Here is a 21,039-nt window from a genome sequence, read left to right on the forward strand (position 1 = left end):
CACCGCGCCGCAGAGTTGCCGGTCTGGCTGCACAGATACAATTGGCACCGTCCCCACGGGAGCCTAAAGTCCAAAACACCTATCAGTCGCCTCGCTCTAACCGAGGACAACCTGTTGAGGCTCCACAACTAGCTCGTCAGCGACGACACACCCGCTCGAGCACCCATAGACTATGATCACCGGCGCGGACTGGAAGAATACGGCTGCATCGCCCGAGCCGGCGGAACAGAAGATCTCGGCATCCAGTCAACGCTCGATACAAAGCGCGCGATCGAATGGCCCGAGCACAAGGGGATCAAAAAGCTTCTCAGACAATTGAGGACCCTTCGGACCCCAAAAGGGCTATAGCCTGATTTTGGGTTCGCACGCCTAGCTTCTTCTTGGCATTGTCCAAATGAAAAGCGATCGTGCGTGGCTTGATACCCAAGATGCGGCCGGTCACCCAGGCTGAATTACCCCGCGCTGCCCACCTCAGGCACTCATATTCGCGGGATGTCAGCGAAACCCCATCCACTGTTCGATCGCTCGGCAATTTGCGGCGAACGCAACGATGAAAGCAGGCCGCCATCAGTTGAAGAGCTTGTTCGTACCGCTCAGCGACCCGAAGAAATACTGGACGAGGCTCATCGGCGGCAAAAGTAACCGCAGCGATGCGGCCGCGGAGATCGACAATTGGGATCGTCAAACCGCAGCAGATGCTGAATTGAGCCGCCTCATCGAATAGCTGCTGTTGAGCCGGCGACATTTTATCGCCTCCCAAATTCGATCCCCAGTGAAACGGGCAGCCGCCATTTCGAGCACGCAAGACCACAGGATCGAGTTTCTCATACTGATTTTCCAGATACTGTCTGGTCCAGCGGGGTGGATAGTTTGAAATTAACCTCGGTTTGCCGGAAGGCCGTGCTGGCAAGGAGAGGTAGGCAAAGAAGATTAGGTCAAGTCGTCCGGCCGCCTCAGCCATGGCATCCCGGAAATCTGCCTCATCGATACTCTGTGACAGTCTTTCAAGGAATGTCTCGAAAACAAGTGGCATGTGCCTCGTCATCGTCGCGCTCGATTCTTCCTCTTTCTGCACGCCTTCCGGCTGCGTCGTGTATGTCCCGACAAACGTGATTGAATTCGCGGGCGTCGCTGGGCTGACCGGGCTCCAGAATGCTGCCACACTTTCGATCTTCGTCGGTCATCCCAATCATGCTGGGCTCACCCGATGGGCGTCTGGCAGACGCCTCATGATCTCAACAGCTCAATCAGAGAATCTCCATGCATTAAATCATGACCGCCCCTGCACCGACCAAATCAGGAGAAATCATCCTGCGCTGACCAAAAGCCATCATTGACCCCAGCTTTTGCAGGAATTTGGGTCGGCATTAGCATAACAATTCGGATAGCCGCTCATCCCCCACCCGGGGCGCCGTGATCCGCAAAGAAGTGTTGCGATGCTTTCTTTTCTTTGATAGGCAAATCGTCTCAACAATATTAAAATGCCTTTCCTTGTGAACGGGGTGGCGTGTGAGTATCGTCCTTCTATATACCTGACGTGATAAAATTCACCGCAATGATTATGGCCCGCTGCAATGATGTAAAGGGCACGTCTAAGCTCAATCTGCATCGGAACGTGCAGATGACCTTTACCAGACCCTCGATCCCGCACGGGCCATAATGATACTGATTACGTGGGTCAAAAAGGGCGCCCTGCCGGCGGGGAGGTACACCCGCAGGGCGCGCCGCACAGAGGTCCTGGTCGTTGGGCAACAGGACAGCGGCGGCAGAACTGATTCGGTTACAAATCGTGACTGAAATAGCCCGGAGCATGCTCAAGATCAGATATCTGGAATTCAACAGTTTTGGGTCTGCTCGGCGCAGTAGCGCGCAGGGACATGCCTGCCTCCGGACTCGCTCCTTCGCGATCGCAAAATCATACGGCACCCTCGGCCTTCAGCGCGCGATAGGTGGTATCGACCGACTTTACCGTCGCGTCGACAATGATGTCGATCTCTTTTCGGGTAATGATCAGGGGGGGGGCATAACCGAGGATGTCGCCATGCGGCATGGCCCGTCCGATGACACCATTCTCAAACAGAGCAGCTGCAGTGCGCACCCCGACCTGAAGGTCGGGTTCGAATGGTATCCTTTGTTTTGGGTCCCGCATCATCTCTACGGCCGACAGGATACCCACTCCGCGAACTTCACCAACGATGGGATGTCCCGCCAGCTCGGCCTTCATCCGGTCTTGCCAATACGGTCCAACATCGCGGACATGCTCCAGAATATTTTTTTCTTTAAGCAGTCGAATATTGGCGAGCGCGGCTGCGGCACAAAGCGTGTGCCCCGAATATGTCCAGCCGTGGCCGAGTGCGCCGTGCTTCTCAGTTCCTTGTTCCAAAACCGACCAGACACGGTCGCCAATGATTGACCCGGAGATGGGGAGGTAGGCGGAACTCAAACCCTTTGCGATGGTCACGAAATCCGGACGCATGTTATACAGGTGGGAACCGAACTTCTCGCCGGTTCGCGCGAAGCCACAGACCACTTCATCCGCGATTAGAAGGATATCGTATTTGTCGAGCACCGCTTGAATGGACGTCCAGTACCCTTTGGGGGGCGGCACAATACCTCCTGTCCCAAGTACCGGCTCTCCGATAAAAGCTGCAACCGTTTCCGGTCGTTCGGCCAGGATCAAGGCTTCAAGCTCATCGGCACAGCGCCGGGAGAACGCTTCCTCGCTCTCCTCGACACGCGCCTGGCGGTAATAGTGCGGCGTGGTTGTATGGCGCACCAAATCCAGAGGCAGGTCGAAGAAATTGTGAAAGAAGGGAAGGCCAGTTAGGCTACCCGTGACCAATCCAGACCCGTGATAGCCGCGATTTCGCGAGATGATCTTTTTCTTTTCGGGCCGGCCAAGAATGTTATTATAGTACCAGACCAGCTTGATGTTGGTTTCGTTGGCATCGGAACCGGAGAGGCCGAAATAGACCCTTCGCATGTTCTGACCGAAATACTCGACCACGGCCTCTGCCAACAGGGCGACCGGCTCCGTACCTTGGCTGGCATAGACGTGCGCGAACGGCAATTCGTGTGCTTGCCTGGCAATGGCCTCGGCGATCTCCGTGCATCCATATCCCATGTTGACGCAGTAGAGTCCTCCGAAACCGTCGAGGCTCCTTCGGCCTTCGGTGTCCCAGATATAGACGCCTTCCGCACCGGCCATAATCCTATTTGGCGTTTCGCCTCGGCTGTGCTTGGCCAGATGCGTAGAAGGATGGAAGACGAAGCTTCTATCCTTCTCCCGGAGTTGCTCGGTTCCCAGATTGCTCAAGCGCATGTCCCTCTCCTCGCGATAAATTGGCGGAGGGCACTCGGCCAGCCACCTGTTTAGCAAATAGCATACCGGAAACGTCCCTTGAGTTTCTCGGGAATGCAGGTTATTCGCCGTGAAATTCGCGGGATCGGCCCGAATTGCCGTGAAAACTAAGGCGTCACCTTCGCCTTAGCCGAGGGTCGGGGGCGCGTCCTGCAAACACGAACAGCTTACGACGCGCATGCGCCCAGCATAGTGCCCGATTAGCGGGCGATATTGACGGATGAATAGCGCTCGGGACGCTGTTCCCGCCGGCCGCGCGAGGCACGATAGAGCGCCGGCGGCCATGTTCCGCCGAACTGCCGGTCATCCCTTACATTCTGACGGTCCGGATCGGTCTTGCCCTTCCCAAGGGTGGTAATGAGGTGATCAGGGGCAAAGCACATTCGCCTCGATCAGCAGGCAGCGGGTTCCGTGCCGCGGCACAGGCTCCAACCTGGTTGGCCAGCGCTGAGAGGCTGAGGTCGTGCCCTCGCGCATATTGATAGCTTTGGCGGTGCGGCGGCTGGTGCTCGGCAGACTTCTCGAAGGAGCATAGCCAGAAGGTTCGGCCCGGCAAAGACGCGCGGCGAGAGCTCCTTGCCATTGACATCTTGATTCGCAGCCGACCAGCGCCGCCAAGTTCTATCGTCAGCGTGTTGCCTTTCTTGCGATCGCAAATTCGTGGTTGCTGCGCAGGGCGAGCCGAGCTGCGGCTCGCAGGAGGGGGCGAGCCGACAGAATTGCGCGGCCTGAAAAGCTGCCTCCATCAATGCTGGCCGCTCGTGCAGTCTCGAAACGCTGGATCAAGCCTCAAACATCGAACAGCCGCTCCTTTTCCTCGCGAAACCAGCGCCCTCGCGCGACATGATCTTGTCTGACGATCCGACGCTTCGAGCGGGGCTCCTCTAATAGGTTGCACATGACCTGCAGCTTTCAGCCAAACTCAGCAAATCGGACGTCGTGCTCTTCTTATCATCGCTCGGCAAGCTCGGAACACGCTGGCGGACGTTGCTAAGGCTAGTCGCCGCCAGCGGATGGCGAGGATGTTTGGGCGGCTAAGTGCTTTTAGGTGGCGATTATAAGCCGAGATCGCGATAGGTGCTTTCGCCATAGCTCCTGGCGCCATCGCCACGCTGAGCGTTTGAAAGCCGATGAAATTCGCTCGGCCAATTGGCTAGCGCGTGCTTGATGGCCTTCATCTTGAACGGCACGTGCACAACACATTTGTCCCTGATGATAGGCGGACAGCTCACATCTTGTTGCCGCGAGCCGTTAAGGTTTGCTGCGATTATCGGCAGACCTAGATCAAGAGCCAATTCCATTTCCCAGCGCACGAAGCGAAAAAGGTTTTTCGTCTTCTCACCGATCAGGACAAGTACCTGGCTCGATCCATTCATTCTGTTGCGAAGATTGCGTTTAACATAATCTTCGTCCTGTGCTCGGCTCGTCATATTGTCCAGATCGTGAGCGTTCGCGAATTCAAAACTCACATTCTCGCTGGCGTTCCACCCTTTCATAAAGCGGTATGCCCAAGCGTCTTCATCGCCGTCAAATATTACATAGGTCGGATCGCTGTATGCCATTGTTGTCTCTTAGTTGTTTTGACGAGCAACCCACTGGGTGTGCTCCCGTGAGAAAGCCAGTTCGGCTTCGTTCACCGCGGCGGAGAATGCCTCATCCGAGTTGGCGTCCGTAATAAGGTCGGCAGTCAAGCCGATCTCGTGAGCTGTCAACGTGTAAGCCGATGCCAATTCGTTAAATTTCTTGATCTGGGTCCACCCAATAAGGGAGGCGGCGATGACAATTAGCGGCTCGGTCGGCCAGCCTGGCATCGCGGGGTCAGCGATGCGTACTACGATGAACGAGAATCCCAGAGCGTATGCAAAAATACCAAGGCCCATCCAGACTTTCGCGGACCTCTTGTTCGAGCGCGCCTTCTTCTCGTACCACTTCCGTTGGTCGCAGATTCGTCTCTGCAGATATAGGTCTTTTCTTTCTTTTAGCGGGGAGTCCCTTATCGACATCATCTGGTCGGTTGTTTGGGGGGATGCTGAATCGGTGCCGCTCAACGCGCTACCAAGGTGACGATTGCTATCAAGGATACCTTCCATGAGCTTTCGAAAATCAGCTCTGGCGTCAGCGGCGCGCGCGTCATCGAACGGCTGTGCTCGCATCGCGAAGCGCCAAGTCAATGTCTTCACCGACTCTGCCAGAGCTCGCGCCTGATACCAGACCTGCTCGGGCTTTGTGACCGACCGGAAAATGAGGACTCCCATTGAGCAAAGAAATACCGCAGCATAGACACCGAAATAGGCTTTTGATGGCGACAAGTCCAAAGAGAGCACCGACGCTAAAAAAAGAAGAACGTACTCTGCCCGGATCAGGCGCAGAAACGTCGCCTGCTGCTCGTTGGATGCCACGTCGGCGCTATTATAGAGTCCAGGATATTTCATTTTTGAAGCACACCAGTCTATTTTGTGGCGGTAAATTCTTTAAGCCAGGATTTGGCAAACGTGAGGTTAGCAGTCGAGCTTACAGAGCCTATTCTTGAGCGAGGCGCGGTCCCTCTGTTCATAAACAGGAATGCAGGTCCTGTCCCATCAATGTAAGGGTATAGGCCCAAAAATTCTTGCCCGGAGAATGTTTCCGAAGAATTTTTTGCCACGGGCAGAACCGCTACCGCGGTCCGAAACCCATCGAAAAAGCCAAGCTCCCAAGGCATCCATCTGGATCCTGGAGAATTGTTTGAATGCACATAGATTAGCGTCTTTGACTGCCTCATACGGGTCCGCAGCAACTCGGCGGTGGCCGAGGAGACTTTTGTGCGGTCCAGTTGTGAATCTTCGACCCAATCTACGTAAGCAGTGAACCCAAGCTCCTCGAAAATTCGCTTCACACCGAGAACGATCTCTGCGTCCTTGAAAGAATGTGACAGAAAAACGTCGAATGACGATCTGGCTGTAGCTGCGGCCGTCTCTTCCTTTAGAACGATCGATGCGGCTCTATGTCCTCGACTGGCATTCGCAACTCTTTTCAGCTCTGCCTCGGTCAGTAGCACTATTCAAATCCCCCCATGATCTGTTCGCAATCTATGAACTTGACGCCCATTCGATTAAGCGACCCTTGTCTTGTGAAAACTGGCACCATGCTCTCCAGCCGGTAGCGCAACCTCCACCTTCTCAAAGACCACGTCGGGTGGCAGGAGTGACCGGCCTTGTCACCCACCTACGCGATCCCGGCACAGCCATGCTCCTCGCTTAGAAGGCTGCGGAGACCAGCAATGTCAAACAGGACAGACGATCTCCTAATCTCGAACAGCAACGAACTTAGGACGTAAAAACGCGATCTCCGAATGTCCGCAGGCGTCGAGGGCCGGGTTGGTCGCCAAGGCCGAGCGGGCCAGCTTGCACTCCCGCTACCCGTCGGCTTGCCAAACCCTCGCTGTAGATTTCGCCCCCTACACGGATGCGCTGACCGCGACTAAGCTCAATCGCCACTGATCGCCAATCCAGGGCGAAAGTTCCCCCCTTGAAGTAGCGGTAGAGGCATTTTTCGGCACTTCGCATCTTAGATATGGACGCCTCCTCAACCAGGCACGATCCGGTTTGGCTTCTCGCCGTAACCGTGCTGGGCAAGTGCGTCCGATGGCTGCTTCGATCCTCTCCTGGAATAGATCGGTTCCAGATTGCTCAAGCGCATCGTCCTTGCTCGCGATCAACTGGCGGATAGCGCTCGGCCACCTTTTTCCAGCAATTAGTATACCGCAAATGTCCCTTGAGTTTCGTCGGAATGGGTGCCTTTTGCCGACGAATCTACGGGATCCGTGCCAAACGCCGTTGAAACTTAGCTTTTGGGTTACCGTTGCCTCAGGGCGGACAAAGGTATCGGTGAATTGGACTTCACTGGTTTCGTGACGACAAGGCTATAGTATTGATCAATCCCCAAGCCTGCCTGCAGCAGTCCCTCCATGAAATCCTGATAGGCGGCCATAGAACGAGATGCGACCCGCATCAGATAATCCACGCGCCCCCCAATTGCCCAGCAGTCCAGGATTTCCGGAATGTCTTGGATAGCAGTTTCGAAGTGTCGTTGGTCCTCAAGACGATGACGATCCAGCACGACCTCCACCATCACAAAGATCATGCCGCCGATGAGGGCAGGACTCAGCCGCGCATAAAATCCCTCAATAATCCCCGCGGCCTTGAGTGCTCGGAGCCGCTCCGAACAGGCGGACGCCGAAAGATGAACTCGTTTTGCAAGCAATCTCGCTGCCGTACTTGATAGACGCGCGACTGCATTCGACCCTCGATCGCATGGACGGCATACTCAATGCAGTATTCACTCGCACATTCAACTATTAGGGTGAATTGAAGGCCTTGCTTGGCCGGCTCGCCGAGGCGCAGGGCACCGCAAATGCCGCTCGTCTTATGGCTTGCCCGATAATTTGGCGCTCGGGTCTGGCCGAAATCGCCCAACCGGAAAGACTCAAACACCGATGTTGCGTGCGATGCTGTCGGCTGCCATACGCTTACGCCACTCAAGAGGCCCGGAATTGTGAATGGAGTTTCCCTCAACATCGACAGCCATGACGACGGGCATGTCCTGCACATCGAATTCATAGATGGCTTCCATGCCCAGGTCTTCAAAGGCGACAATCCGCGCCGCCTTAATCGACTTTGAAATCAGGTACGCAGCGCCACCCACTGCAGCAAGGTATGGCGTTCTGTGTCTTACAATCGACGCGATGGCCGCCGGTCCCCTCTCCGCTTTGCCCACCATCGCGAAAAGGCCGGTTTCGGCGAGCACCTTGTCCGTAAAATCGTCCAAGCGGCTGGAGGTTGTTGGACCGGCGGGTCCAACGACTTCATTCCTCACTGCCCGGACGGGACCGACGTAGTAGATCACGCGGCCCCTCAGATCGACTGGGAGCGGCTTGCCGGCATCAATCAGTTCGACCATTCGTTTGTGGGCAGCGTCACGGCCCGTCAGCATCTTTCCAGAAAGCAGGAGCGTTTCACCGCAGCGCCACGATGCCGTCTCTTCCTTCGTAAGCGTATCTAAATTGACCCGCCGGACGCCGGCTGGGTTCAATTCGTCGGCTCCGATGTCGGGCCATTCGCGCAAATCGGGCGGCTGGAGGCTGATGGGTCCAGAGCCGTCCAAAGTAAACTTCAGGTGCCGGTTGGCGGCGCATTGCGGGATGAGCGCCACAGGCTTGGACGCTGCATGAGTAGGATAGGTCGCAACCTTGACGTCAACGACTGTCGTCAGACCACCAAGGCCTTGGGCGCCGATACCAAGCGCGTTGATCCGCTCATAAAGCTCAATCCGCAGCCCCTCTTCTGCGCTTGACGCCCCCCTTGCGATCAGTTCCGCCATATCTATGGGCTCGTTCATGGCCTCCTTGGCCAGCAGCATCGCCTTTTCAGCGCTACCACCGATGCCGACAGAGATCAGTCCAGGTGGACACCACCCGCTGCCAAGGGTCGAAACGGTATTGACCACCCAGTCGGAAACGGAGGCGGTGGGATTGAGGGTGGTAAAACGTGCCTTGTTCTCCGACCCGCCGCCTTTCGCGGCGATGGTGATCTCAATCTGGTTACCTTGCACCAGGTCGACATGGACAACTGCCGGTGTGTTGTCGCGGGTGTTGACCCGTCTAGCGAGGGGATCCGCAACGATCGATGCCCGAAGGGGATTGTCCGGATCGAGATAGGCTTGACGTACGCCCTCATTCACAAGATCCGCGAAACTGGCTGTTGACTTAATGCGGGCATCCATGCCGACCTTTGCGAAGACAACCACAAGTCCGGTGTCCTGACAAATCGGGCGCCGCCCAAAGGCCGCCATGCGGGAGTTCAGCAGAATCTGACCTATGGCATTCTTCGCCGACGGGCTCTGTTCTCGCGTGTATGCGTGAGAAAGAGACCGGATATAATCTGGAGGATGATAGTACGAGATGTACTGAAGGGCGTCGGCGACGCTCCTTGTGATGTCGCTACCGGCCATGGTCCGTGTTCTGTTTCCCACCGGATTTTATCCAAATGAACCGAGGCCATTGACCATTTTCAGAATCTGGAAGCTTCGCACCCCCTGCTCGCCGCCTTCATATCCATAGCCGCTTTGTTTGACTCCTCCATAAGGGGCATCAGCGGAAACCCCTTTCAGGTAATTCACACTAACAGCGCCCGCAGAAAGACCGCCCACAAGCCTCTGTTGCGTATCGGCCGCGCCAGTAAACAAGTAGGCGGCCAGACCGTACTCCGTGGCGTTGGCTTCATCGATCGCCTCTTCGATCGTATCGAAAGGAGCCACGGTGAGAATTGGTCCGAACGGCTCTTCATGAAGCACTCTCGCTTCCTTCGGTACGCCAGTCAGGATGGTTGGCGGCCAGTAAAACCCCGGTCGGTCAAGGGGGATGCCACCGGTCTCGATTTGGGCGCCGCCCTCTACCGCATCTTTGGTCAGGCGTTGCATGGCCTCGATTCGCCGCGCGTTTGCCATGGGACCCATCTGCGTTGCAGGGTCATCCGGTGGACCGATCCTGATTTTTCGGACCGCCTCCGTCATCCGGAACAGGAATTCCTCATAGCGGGATCGGGCGACAAGAATCCTGCTGGGCGCATTACAACTCTGGCCCGCGCACTCGAATTTGTATTCCGAAATAGCCGGTATCGCCGTTGCCAGGTCGGCATCTTCGCACACAATAACCGGGGAATGTCCACCGAGCTCAAGGATGCAGCGCTGCAGATTATTCGCGGCCAGTGTGGCCAGCTGTTTCCCAACAGCGGTCGACCCCGTGAACGTCAAGACTTTGACAATTGGCGAACTGAGCAGATGCCGTGATATATGCACAGGAACACCGAACACCAGGTTGACCACGCCTTCCGGTATCCCTGCTTGACGCAAAGATTCCACGACATGGACAGCCACGCTTGGCGTCTCTTCGGCCCCTTTGAGGATCACCGGGCAGCCTGCCGCCAGCGCGGGGGCGAGCTTGCGGGCGATGAGAACGGCTGGATAGTTCCACGGCGTAAAGGCAGCGACGACACCGAGGGCCTCCGGGACGATCATCCTGTTCGGACCCAACGGAATCGGGGTCGACAACTCATCGGCATGCCGGCCATTCCATTCCAGCGTTTCGACTGCGCGCGCGTACTCTCCTGTTGCTTCGGCAATCGTCTTTCCCTGTTCGGACGACAGGTCCCTGGCTGCGGCGCCAGCTTTCTCAGCCAGATTGCTGGCGGCAGAGACGAGGATCTCGCCACGCTCTTTGGCGGGGCGTGAGGACCACGCCTTGCGGCTGCGTTCTGCCGAAGCAAGAGCTTCATCCAAGTCTGGAACCGTAGCCGAGGCCACTGAGGCAAATACCTTCTCCGTCGCCGGGTTGATCACCGGCAAAGTGGCTCGGCTACCACCGGCTCGCCATTTGCCATTAATGAAGAGCTCGTAGCTCCTGGCGTGGGACATCGCGGGCTCCACTTGTGATTCTGGCCATGCGAGCGCCGTTTCAATTTTCGAAGCCGCTGAGCTCGCTTGAGCCAGTTTCATCGCGATGGTCGCAGCGGGTCAAATATCGATTAGTGCCTAAATCCATCTGGAATCCAGATCGATCTGTTCCGACAGGAAGGAAGTCATGCCGTTGTTTACAGATCGATGGTTCTCAGGTCGCGTCAGGAGCCGATGCTACCCAGCCCCGGCTCTCAATCAATTCTCTGGCGACCTTCGGAATGAGCTTGCGGACCGCAGAAACGGCCGCAGAACGCTCATCTTTGGGATTTACAGCAAGCACCACGGAGCGGGTAATTACCGGATCGACTATCTTGACCGTCCGGACCAGCCCTTGAGAGGCTTCTTTCTGAACGGCAGACGGGGCGAGAATAGAATGCGCTTTTCCCTCTACGACCATGTTGATGATCGTTGAGAGCGAGTCCACTTCAAACTTGACGTCCATCGCGCAACCGTGTTGTGCGACGACATCAGCCACCGAACGCCTGACATTGTTGTTGCGCATGGGAACCGCCAGGGGGAATGCATGCAGGTCGGCCAGAGATATCGCATCTTCAAACGGTGGCTCGCCGGACGGAACCACCAGACAAAGGTCTTCGCGCGCTAGCACAGTCATTCGCCCCACACTGTCCGCAGTGCGGTACAGAACCGCCAGATTGAAGCGTCCAGCCGCCATCCATTCCTCTAGCGGTCCCGTCATACCCTCGACCATCTTGAGGGACACCTTGGGCAGTTCGTGTCTTACCGTCTCAAGCAGCGGACCGCTCAGGACGCGAGCAGCTCCAGACGGAATGCCAATAGTCACCTCCCCGGCGGGGGAAGCGGCTGTGTTGGTCAATTCCACCTCGGTAATTCGAATTTCTTTGAGAATCGCCCGCGCCCGCTCCAGGAGTTTGGCTCCTGACGCCGTCACGCTCACGCCGGTCCTGTCGCGTATCAGCAGCTGAGTGCCGAAGCCTTCCTCCAATTGGCGCACATGCAGACTCAGCGCACTCTGGGCGACATTCAGAAAGCCAGCGGCCTTCGTGAAACTGCCTGCTTCGACCACGCCAACAAAGTATCTTAACTGCCTGATTTCCACGGGTACTCTTCCGAGGGCGGACTGCAATGATGTAATCTATCTCGAAATGTGATGGCGCGACAGCAATAATTGCAGAGCGACATGACGCCTAACTGTCGTGTCATCTCAGTGTGGTTTGACCAAAACCGTAACCTATGTGTCCAGAATGGACCCAACCCGCCGAGGCTTCAACCGGCCAACTCGGCGCCCTGATCCATGGAGATGATTTCTCGGACCCTTCGAATAACCGGTAGATCGACCATCTTCCCGTCCAATGTGAACGCGCCTTTGCCTTGCGCCGTCGCATCTTTTTCGCCGCGAGGACACGACGGGTCCCTCGAGTTCTTGTGCGCTTGGTGAAAAGCCCCATCGATGTTTAAATGGATCGCCTGCGGCCCCACGAAGTTATCATTGTCTAAGAATCGCCGATGCTTCCTATCGAGCCGAGACTGCCGCATGGGGAACAGAACGGAAAGGTTCGGCGTCAAAAGCAGGTCGAGTTCTGGGGCACCGCCAACAGCTGCACTGAAGTCTTCAGTACCAAGCGCCATTGCAACCAGCGGCGCTAACAAGATGGGAAAGGAGGTCATTGCTATTGCCGCTGGCGGACTTCGGCCGGCCACCCCATTTCCTCTTCCGAGAGGTGAATTGTCCAACCAACCCTGCTGACTAATGACGAGCATGATCGTATCGTCAACGTGTCACAGAATTGCTTGCAAGCTCACGGCCTCAGCTGGGCCAACGAACATTGAACTCCGTGGACGAAGCCTGGACCCGTCGTCATCCAAGTCAATCCGCGCCTCGATGAGGGGACAGATCCTCAATTGGTTCAGCTGGCTTGCAGTATTGCACCTAGCAGTCACGGCGAGGACTGGGATTTGCGAAGAAGGCATTCTCGCAGTGCGGCCGTACGGTACCTCATTCCTGGCACACTGGATTAGATCGCTGGCGACATTAAGATCAGGTGTGACCGAGGTGAAATTTTATGTCGAAAACCTGAAGGCAGGGCGTCAGGCAGGGCGATTACAGAGATCCTATCGGACATGTCATCGCAGTTTCATCCACCATTGCTCGACCGAGGCGACACTCATCGTCCCATCAACCTAATCCATTGGTCGATCACGCCGTTCACGACCCTTGGCGAAGAAGGAATCAGCAGCCCCTAGGCTCAATTGGAAAGCGGGGCGGGGTCCATACGTATCTTCGTTTCCGGGCACCTCATGCTAATGAAGCCGCGACAACAGGTTGGTTATGCACCCAGGTGCTGGCCAATCCGGCTTGACTGGAAAGTTTCATACCCAGGCCTGGCACAGGCGAGCGTGATGCCGCTCTCGCTATGTTGGACCGCAGACGCCGCGACGGCGCATCGACTGGCGCTGGCGAAGCCTAGGACGCGCCAGTCAAGGACCTGCAAAGAGCAAGATCACGCCGCGCGTTGCCTTCAACGCCCATTTGAGCAGAAAGCAACAAGCCTCGCGTATAGCGATCGATGACCGCACGAAGCGCCATCCGGGCTATGATCTCAGTCAGCACTGCCCTAAGGGGTCAGAGGAGGGTTCGGTCAGTCAAGACCTCAGACGGCATGGCCAAGGTCAAGCTGCGAGGATGTGCCACCGCGGGCGCGGCATAACTTGGCGGGCTACAATTTGGTTCGCTTGCCCAGGCTGCTGGCAGCGCCGGTAGTCGGCCGCGCCGGACTGGCACCTACGTCTGGTCCATGAACGGTTGCTTTAGCAAAACCGAAGTCCTCGCCAAAACTCTTCGCCGACGTGCGACGACCGCGCCGGTGCTCGTTCCGGGGTCGGCAAGACGAAGACAGGCCTACTCTGGATTTATGCCCGCGATGACTGATTAGGGAGGGAGCGGACCGCCGGGCGTCTTATGTCTATGCGCCGGACCGAAAAGGCCCAGCGTGCGATCGCTCATCTCGCAGGCTCTCTACCGGAACTTGCAGGTCGACGGCTATAGCGGGCCATCGCTTGCTGGCCGACGAAAAGCGGCTTCACGCTCGCCTTCTGCCATGCCGCGCCCGATCGAGGCGCTAAGAAGGATCCGCGAACTCTAAAAGATCGAGGATGACATCCGTAGCCGAGGCCAACGAGGCCTTGCTGCACGCAGGCAAAAAGTGCTCAACCATCACGGCACTGGACCCAGGGCGGCTAGAGAAGCTCGGCCAAATCAGTCAGAAGACCAAGCTCACAGCGGCGATCCCCTACACGCTCTCGCGCTGGGAAGCGCCTCTCGCGCATCCTGGACGAGGCCATATCAAGATCGACAGCAACGTGGTCGAACGCTCAATCATACGCAACTCTTTTTGCAGCTCCGGCGGTGGCGCTGAGCACTGGTCAGTCATCGTGTCGCTGGGTGATCGCCGGGATTGGCCGGATAGCCTGAAGCTAAGGCCGTCGAGCCAGACCCTCTGACCTGCCACTGAACTTTCAACCAGTGGCGATTAGCCTCGGCCGTTTCTGTTATGGCGCGGTTTGAGCAACGGGCGGAGGCGCGAAGCCTTCATTGAGTGCAGCGTCGGAGCCGGTTGCGGCGAGGGTTCCGGCGAAGACCGCCGGGGTCAAATAGCGAGCGAGGAATGCGGCCTCACGGTGTTGAACAACACCAGGAAAGAACACCCACAGGACCGAGGAACGCAAGTTTCTTTATCCGTGGCATCCTTGGGCCGGGCGTTGTGTTCACGTTCATGAGGTGATCGAGAACGCCGACCGGGAGGTTTTCCGCTGCAGTCTCTCCCGCCACGCCTCCGATCGGTGGCTGGAAGTTCCGGCCTGGATGTTTGATCGCGGTCTGCACCGCGTGGCGCATTGCCCTGCCCCACATATCGATCCCAGAACGCTTGGCGTCTTGGTGACACTGCTGCAGGACCCGACGGCCAATTCCCACACCCCATCGCAATTGGAGGATTCGGGCGCAGCATCGGGTCCTCACGAAGCGAACCGGGGAGAGGTCCATACCGCGCCAGCCTACGACATATCAGTTCGATCTTCTCCAACCCGCACGACGCGCAGACCGCGCAGATGCCGCCATTCGCTCGCGCAGCCGCCGTAAGGCGCGAGATGCTGGCGCTGATTCCGGGTGCACACGAAGGCTACGTCGGCTGGGAAAGGCGGAAGCGATCCGCAAGATGGTGAGCGACCACGTGCCCACGAGCCGGCATCACGGGGCGCCCAAGCATGGCGACGCTCTGCTCGCCGACCTTGTCCGCTGCCGGCGCTGCGGCCGCGAGCTGACGGTCCGCTACACGGGAACCAAGCACAACATTCCGCGCTATTCCTGCTGGCGTGGTCTGCTTGACAATGGCGAGCCGCGTTGCATCGCCTTCGGTGGACTCGCGTCGATCGAAGGCGTTCATCCTCTGCCGGACGGTCCATGGGTCTTCAGCCGATCAACGCTTGACGAACCGGCGGCTCAGCGCATCGTTCATCGCGCGCGGCAAAACCCAAAATACCCCATGGGATCGCATCCAGATCAGCAAAACCTATTCACTCAAATGACATAGACAGATGAGTGTTATGAACAGGATTTAGGTCCTGCCTCCATTCGGCAGTGGCACTGCGGGCGTGGTCGAGGCCGAAGAACAGGCCATCGTTCAACAGCTCGTCTCGCATTCGGCCGTTGAGGGAATCGCGTAGCCATTTTGCATCGGCTTGCCCGGCGCGGTGTAGTGCCATTCGCTCCTGTTCAGCCGCTGATAACAGGCCAGTCAGTTGTTGCCCACAAGAATCAGGATCTCGTGGGCGCGCCGCACCACTGGCGGATCTATCATTTTGCCATTCAACGAGAATGCGGACAGTCCACGCGTGGCGGCATCATTTGCCGCCGCGACAACTTTATGGGCCCACTCGAGCTCCTGGGCGCTTGGCGAGAAAGCCTCATTGAATATGGCCACCTGTGTCGGATGGATCGCCAAAGCTCCGGCAAAGCCAAGCCGCCGCGCCCGCACCGCGGCCTCACGAAGTTTATGCGTGTCCGAGAACTCGCCGATGCTTCCTATGAAGCCCAGCGGGAGCAAGCCGGCCGCGCGGGCGGCAAACAGAACAGAAAGGTTCGGCGTCAAAAGAAGGTCGAATCCTGGGGCGCCGCCAACAGCGGCGCTGAAGTCTTCAGGGCCAAGCGCCATTGCGACCATCCTTGGATGCGCCGACGCAATGGCCGCAAGCCTTTGCAAGGCGCCCGGGGTCTCAATCTGGGCAAGGAACCGGATGCCTCCCTGCGGAAGATTTCTTTCACGTTCTAGTTCCGAAACCGCATTCGCGATCTCTATAACCCACTCTGCCGAATCCGTCTTCGGAAGAACCAGTGCGTCAACACCCGCCATCACGGCTGCATCGAGATCGGCCGCCAAGGCGCGCAGACCATGATTCACGCGGACCAAAACAGATGCGCCTTTCCGGCCCACCTCTGCCACGCATTCAGGAAGCTGCTGCCGTGACTCTCCTTTCCGATCCTGGGGCACGGAATCCTCCAGGTCGAGAATGACGCCATCTGCGCCCCGCTCATGGGCCGTCTCTACAAAGCGCGGAACGTGAACAGGAACGAAGAGCAGGGATCTCCAGCGCGGTACAGACATCGCGCCTTCAACGGCCGCAAAGGTGTCCTTGATCATGGAGACGCCTTTGCGGCCGATTTTAGCGCGGGCGCTGCCAGTGAGCTTTCTAGGCGGCCGGTGCGCTGAAATGATCCGAGGTACACAGGCATTTTGTAAACCGCGAGCAGTCTCACCTTACTGAAACGCGCGCTCACGCTGACGCGGCTCTTTCGCGCAAAAGCGCCCGCACCTCCTCGCGGACAGCCTCGGTATGAGAGCCAAGAGCCGGGACTGGGCGAAGCGAGGGGAGCTCCGAGTTGAAAATCGCCGCCGGCGCTATCGTCTCGACGGCTCCATCGGGTGTTCCAACCTGCACCCTGCGAATGTGTGGATGCTTTGAAACATCCACCACTTCGTTCAGTCGGCCATATGCCAGGCCGGCCGCCTCGAGCTCCTGCATCGCATCGTGGCAGGATAGTTCAAAAAACCGCTGTTCAATGATCTCATCAAGTTGCGCACGATGAGCGAGGCGCTCCATATTGTCAGCAAAACCAGGTGCGCGTGTGAGCCCGGACTGCTTCAGGAATTTCTCGCAGAAATTCACCCATTCGCGGTCATTCTGAACCGAAAAGATGACCTCTTTGCCGTCGGCACAGCGATAGGCACCATACGGCGCGAGCGACGGGTGTTTCACGCCTGCGCGTACCGTCTGGTAGCCGCTGTAATCATTTTGCAAAACCGGCACGTTCATCCAGTCGGCGACGGCATCAAACAGTGACACCTGGATGCTGGTCCCTTCGCCGGTGACCTCGCGGTGGTACAGTGCCTGAAGAATGGCGCTGTGCGCTGTCATGCCCGCCGAGATATCGCAAACCGAGACCCCTACACGCGCAGGCCCCTGTTGGTTGCCGGTGATAGCGCATAGACCTGTTTCGGCCTGGACGATCAGATCGTAGGCCTTCAAATGGGAATACGGCCCTGACTCCCCGAAACCAGAAATGTCGCAGGTGATCAGCCGCGGATATCGTCGACGCAGATCAGCGGACGCGAACCCCAGTTTTTCTATGCTGCCCGGCTTTAGATTCTGGATGAAGACATCAGCACTGGCAATGAGCGTGTCGAGGACGGCGCGATCCGCCTCCAACCTCAGGTCTAGACAGACCGACTCCTTACCCCGGTTGAGCCAGACGAAGTACGCGCTCTGCCCCCGCACCAGCTTGTCGTAGTTTCGGGCAAAGTCCCCTTCGGGCCTTTCGACCTTGATCACCCGGGCGCCTGCGTCAGCAAGGCGAGACGATGCGTAGGGAGCTGCAACGGCCTGTTCGACCGCCACAACCGTGATGTCCTTGAGACTGTTTAGCATCAGGGCGCTTCCTACGCGGCTTTCAGGTTTTGTGCCCGACGCCGATCAAGCATGGCGAGCAACCGATTTTGTTCGTTGCCTACAATGGAAAGACCTTCGTCGATGCCCATGCCAGGCTTCGCGAGCATCATGTCCGCCTGTGTTGCCACCGAAATGTGAACCGTCGCTCGCGCGGAGAGATCCGTCTCGCTGCAGCTGCCTCCCACATAGGCGTCCACGTTGTTCTCTTTGCACAGAAGCACCGCACGGGCGCTGTCGGCGATCGAGCCCACGTCCGGCGTCTTGATCTGCACGAGATGGGTCGCCTTAGCCTCCGCAAACAGACGCACATCCTCTAAGGTGTTGCAGCGTTCATCGACAACGATGCGCGCACGTGACGCGCGCGCATTCAGAATGCCGACGATCTGCCCGTAATTTTCGACCTGCGCCGGCGTAGACCCGAAGTCGGCTGGCGATTCGATATTCACCGTGAACTCCGGAACCGCGTCAGCAACCTTACTGATGAAGTCGGCGATGCGCTGGACGTCGAGCCCGATCTCCATACCGATCCAGCCGTACACATCGAAATGCAGCACCGGAGAATAGTCTGGTTGGCCGATTTGCTTGACGCGGTGCGCCACCCATTTGACGAAATCCAGAAAGGTTTCTCCCCCAACGCCGAATTTGCTACGCGAGTTGATGAGGCCATGCGGGATCACATCCACCCCCTTCAGGATCATTTTATCGACATTGATTTCGCGCGCATCACCGCTCTGGCAATAAATTGGGACACGACGATGCGGCATGGATAGGCAAAATTCCGAACAAACCACCTCCGCCATGGTACGACGCGCAGCATGGGCAGCAGCGCTTAAAAGGGCTTGGCTGACCCCATATTCGATGCATAGTGGGAGTCGTTTCCCAGTATGGAGATCGAAGACACTGGAGCAGGCTGTCAAAAAGCTGGACGCATCAATGTTTAAGAGCCGCGGGACAACAACACGTGACGTGAGATCCATGATGGCTCCGACGTCAAACAGGGGGTCACGCCCGCCAGCCCCTGAGTATTGCACTCCCATCATATCGCCCCAGGCGACCATATCGTCTTCCAGGACAAGCCCGACGCTTAAGCAAGCTGCCGGAACACGGATATCACGGAAGCCGGGCGTCAATGGCTCGCCGACGTAAACAAAACCGTCCTGGCCAACCCCTGCCCTAATGGCAGCTTGATCGTCATAAAAGAAGGCGCCGTTGCCGGGCGTGAGAATGACGTCTTTGATCTGCACTGAATTATACTCGAGTTTGGCCAAGCTATGAGCTGCGGCCGGATTTGCGCGCTCTGTCCTAAGTTATGCCCCGTTCGGAATCGGTTTTGCCAATATAAAGCCCCGAACGTGCCCATCTCGTTTTAAGATACGATAAAGTTGTTTTACGGGCGTCAGCGGGGACGGCACCGTCCGCCTCCCCTCTTGGTCGCGGTGCGCCGGATCGTCGCCCCTGCTTCCATAACAGAAGCTAGGCGATCAATCCGTCCGGCCAGCTCCCATCTCGGACCGCCACTTTCAACCATGGTTAGTATAAACCAAGCGATCAAGGATCAAGCAATCTTTTTGGCATGATTTTGGAAGACAGGATCAGCCGCTGATCGATCCGAGGAGCTGGCCTATAAGCTCCAGTCGAGGCCAGTGCCTTCATACCGGAGTTACTACAGCTGGCCAAGGCGCGGCTAATCTGTACCTCTAGTTATGCAGCGGCCGCGCAAGGATGGCTACCCCTTCATTGCGGTCGACATGCGCGCCCGATCCTATGGCTAGGACGATTGATGGCCCAGGCGCTCGGATGTCAATGGACGGAGCGGAAACAGAATCCATAGAGTGTAGGATACCTATAAGATCTCCCGACCTCACTTCATCCAACACAGAGCAGCGAGGTTCGAAGATACCCTGCGCGGGCGATTTCAACTCGTCTGATATCAGCGTCTCAAGGGTCTGACTGGACCTTTTGTTACGGAAAGACACGTCCTCGACTTTTCCTTCGACGAGTCCAAGCATAACGAGCGCGTTGCGAACTCCAGCTTCATAAATCGCTAGAGCTTCTGCGCTAACCGTACCACCGCCGAATTCCGCGCAAACGAATACCTTCCCTAGGCTATGTGCCCAACTGTCGAACATCCCAGCCGTGTCGTCATGTTGCCAGAGCAATGTTACGGGCAGCTTAAATGCCGCTGCCATTGCGAGCGTCTTAGCCATGAGATCCGCATCAGCAATTGGATGCGTGATGACCGCCGGGGGAAAATCCCACGTTGGGCCGAAGCTGTGCAGATCGAAAACGATGTCGGCATTTGGCAACAATACGCGTGAAACCGCATCCGCGATTCGTTCCGTAACAGACCCGTCGGCACGGCCCGGAAACACGCGGTTCAGATTCAAACCATCAAGCGGAGTATTGCGGCTCCATGCTTGAACTGCCAATGGATTAAGCACTGGCAGCACGATGATCCTACCACTGGTTTGCGCTTGTGGCAGCCACTCGATAAGCCGCCGCGCGACTAATGGCCCCTCCATTTCATTGCCATGATTCCCACCGGTGATAAGAAGGCGCGGTCCATCGCCCTTATTAAGACTAAAAACCGGAAGCGAGAACTCTTCATGGTCGGCGCCTCCCGGCACAACGAGGTGTCCTCTGCTCACGCCATGCGCATCGAGATCAAACGTAAGATGTGGTGCTTCGTTCATTGCTTAACCTATTGCGGGTGATCTGGCGACTTTGACCGGGCATATGGTCTTGTACACGGCTATTTTTTTCGCCTGGAACTATGCACACGCGGTCACCACTTCGCCAATATAATGTCCGGGACGGCACCATCGCGTTTTCAGATGACCAGGGCTCGCTCTGCTGACCTGTCCCTTGGTTCGTCACCTTGATCCCGGTGCACTAAGGGAGGAGGAAGGTCAAAGTCGCGGTGGGTAGCCGATTTCAGAAATCGCGCGATCAGCCGGTTGACGTTGGCTAGCTGTTCGTTGTTCAGACGGGCGAAGGATCTGTGCGATCCGGTCAGCGCCGTTGACCTCGAATTCCATCCTGGCGCGCAGCAAGAGGATCGGCAGGTCTGAGCTTGCTGGCGAGCAAGGCCGGCCGATCCCAGACATAGTCCGAATCCTTGATCCGCATGTGCCAGATGATAATTGCAAGAGCTTTACTGGTTTCCGTTTTGGACCAGGTGGCCATTTTATCCGCCCGTTGAAGCC

16 protein-coding genes and 4 pseudogenes are annotated in these 21,039 nt (G+C 57.2%); 3 read left to right on the plus strand and 17 right to left on the minus strand.

Annotated features, from left to right (window positions below; all coding sequences use genetic code 11):
• Window positions 1–132: pseudogene (locus EN804_RS27885) on the plus strand (IS481 family transposase); the annotation flags it as partial.
• A gap of 175 nt (window positions 133–307) precedes the next feature.
• Here the strand turns inward: EN804_RS27885 and EN804_RS27890 are convergent.
• The 10 genes and pseudogenes from EN804_RS27890 to EN804_RS27935 form a co-directional block, all read right to left on the minus strand.
• The gene (locus EN804_RS27890; protein ID WP_082826574.1) at window positions 308–1,045 is read right to left on the minus strand and encodes a LuxR family transcriptional regulator; all 738 of its coding nucleotides are present in this window, start codon (window positions 1,043–1,045) and stop codon (window positions 308–310) included.
• Between the two features lie 870 nt (window positions 1,046–1,915).
• Window positions 1,916–3,322, minus strand: a complete 1,407-nt coding sequence (locus tag EN804_RS27895; protein WP_135921814.1) for an aminotransferase — start codon at window positions 3,320–3,322, stop codon at window positions 1,916–1,918.
• A 190-nt stretch (window positions 3,323–3,512) separates the two neighbouring features.
• Window positions 3,513–3,933 (minus strand): annotated as a pseudogene (locus EN804_RS38155) (transposase); the annotation flags it as partial.
• Between the two features lie 483 nt (window positions 3,934–4,416).
• Complete coding sequence (locus EN804_RS27900) at window positions 4,417–4,923, minus strand: TIR domain-containing protein (RefSeq protein WP_063169304.1); 507 nt, start codon at window positions 4,921–4,923, stop codon at window positions 4,417–4,419.
• Window positions 4,924–4,932: 9 nt separating this feature from the next.
• Complete coding sequence (locus EN804_RS27905; protein WP_063169305.1) at window positions 4,933–5,793, minus strand: DUF4231 domain-containing protein; 861 nt, start codon at window positions 5,791–5,793, stop codon at window positions 4,933–4,935.
• A gap of 1,402 nt (window positions 5,794–7,195) precedes the next feature.
• Window positions 7,196–7,603: an Lrp/AsnC family transcriptional regulator gene (locus EN804_RS27915; protein WP_246693493.1), complete on the minus strand. Its 408-nt coding sequence runs from the start codon at window positions 7,601–7,603 to the stop codon at window positions 7,196–7,198.
• Between the two features lie 222 nt (window positions 7,604–7,825).
• Window positions 7,826–9,349 (minus strand): fumarate hydratase, encoded by a 1,524-nt coding sequence (locus tag EN804_RS27920; RefSeq protein ID WP_063169307.1) that lies wholly within the window; start codon window positions 9,347–9,349, stop codon window positions 7,826–7,828.
• 27 nt (window positions 9,350–9,376) lie between these two features.
• Window positions 9,377–10,810 (minus strand): NAD-dependent succinate-semialdehyde dehydrogenase, encoded by a 1,434-nt coding sequence (locus EN804_RS27925; RefSeq protein ID WP_063170369.1) that lies wholly within the window; start codon window positions 10,808–10,810, stop codon window positions 9,377–9,379.
• A gap of 193 nt (window positions 10,811–11,003) precedes the next feature.
• Window positions 11,004–11,930, minus strand: coding sequence for a LysR family transcriptional regulator (locus EN804_RS27930; RefSeq protein WP_063169308.1), 927 nt, complete (start codon window positions 11,928–11,930; stop codon window positions 11,004–11,006).
• Between the two features lie 167 nt (window positions 11,931–12,097).
• A complete protein-coding gene (locus tag EN804_RS27935; protein WP_063169309.1) occupies window positions 12,098–12,499 on the minus strand; it encodes a hypothetical protein in 402 nt (133 codons plus the stop codon).
• A gap of 1,485 nt (window positions 12,500–13,984) precedes the next feature.
• On the opposite strand from EN804_RS27935, the gene EN804_RS27940 reads away from it, so the two are divergent.
• Window positions 13,985–14,332 (plus strand): transposase, encoded by a 348-nt coding sequence (locus tag EN804_RS27940; RefSeq protein ID WP_063169310.1) that lies wholly within the window; start codon window positions 13,985–13,987, stop codon window positions 14,330–14,332.
• 48 nt (window positions 14,333–14,380) lie between these two features.
• Here the strand turns inward: EN804_RS27940 and EN804_RS38160 are convergent.
• Window positions 14,381–14,517: pseudogene (locus tag EN804_RS38160) on the minus strand (IS3 family transposase); the annotation flags it as partial.
• A 528-nt stretch (window positions 14,518–15,045) separates the two neighbouring features.
• Between EN804_RS38160 and EN804_RS38165 the strand changes: the two are divergent.
• Window positions 15,046–15,420, plus strand: a complete 375-nt coding sequence (locus tag EN804_RS38165; RefSeq protein WP_063169311.1) for a zinc ribbon domain-containing protein — start codon at window positions 15,046–15,048, stop codon at window positions 15,418–15,420.
• A gap of 55 nt (window positions 15,421–15,475) precedes the next feature.
• Here the strand turns inward: EN804_RS38165 and EN804_RS27950 are convergent.
• The 6 genes and pseudogenes from EN804_RS27950 to EN804_RS37375 form a co-directional block, all read right to left on the minus strand.
• Window positions 15,476–15,600: pseudogene (locus EN804_RS27950) on the minus strand (integrase core domain-containing protein); the annotation flags it as partial.
• Between the two features lie 24 nt (window positions 15,601–15,624).
• Window positions 15,625–16,527, minus strand: a complete 903-nt coding sequence (locus EN804_RS27955; RefSeq protein ID WP_210326668.1) for a CoA ester lyase — start codon at window positions 16,525–16,527, stop codon at window positions 15,625–15,627.
• 133 nt (window positions 16,528–16,660) lie between these two features.
• Entirely contained in the window at window positions 16,661–17,812 is a 1,152-nt protein-coding gene (locus EN804_RS27960; RefSeq protein ID WP_063169312.1) for a CaiB/BaiF CoA-transferase family protein, read from the minus strand.
• Between the two features lie 11 nt (window positions 17,813–17,823).
• On the minus strand, window positions 17,824–19,077 hold the full coding sequence (locus EN804_RS27965) for a methylaspartate ammonia-lyase (protein ID WP_063170371.1): 1,254 nt from the start codon (window positions 19,075–19,077) through the stop codon (window positions 17,824–17,826).
• Window positions 19,078–19,530: 453 nt separating this feature from the next.
• Window positions 19,531–20,526, minus strand: a complete 996-nt coding sequence (locus EN804_RS27970; RefSeq protein ID WP_063169313.1) for a succinylglutamate desuccinylase/aspartoacylase family protein — start codon at window positions 20,524–20,526, stop codon at window positions 19,531–19,533.
• Between the two features lie 319 nt (window positions 20,527–20,845).
• Window positions 20,846–21,019, minus strand: coding sequence for a hypothetical protein (locus tag EN804_RS37375; RefSeq protein WP_164548525.1), 174 nt, complete (start codon window positions 21,017–21,019; stop codon window positions 20,846–20,848).
• Between the last annotated feature and the right edge of the window lie 20 nt (window positions 21,020–21,039).

The organism is Mesorhizobium sp. M8A.F.Ca.ET.161.01.1.1, assembly GCF_004792105.1.
In the GTDB taxonomy this organism is placed as follows: domain Bacteria; phylum Pseudomonadota; class Alphaproteobacteria; order Rhizobiales; family Rhizobiaceae; genus Mesorhizobium.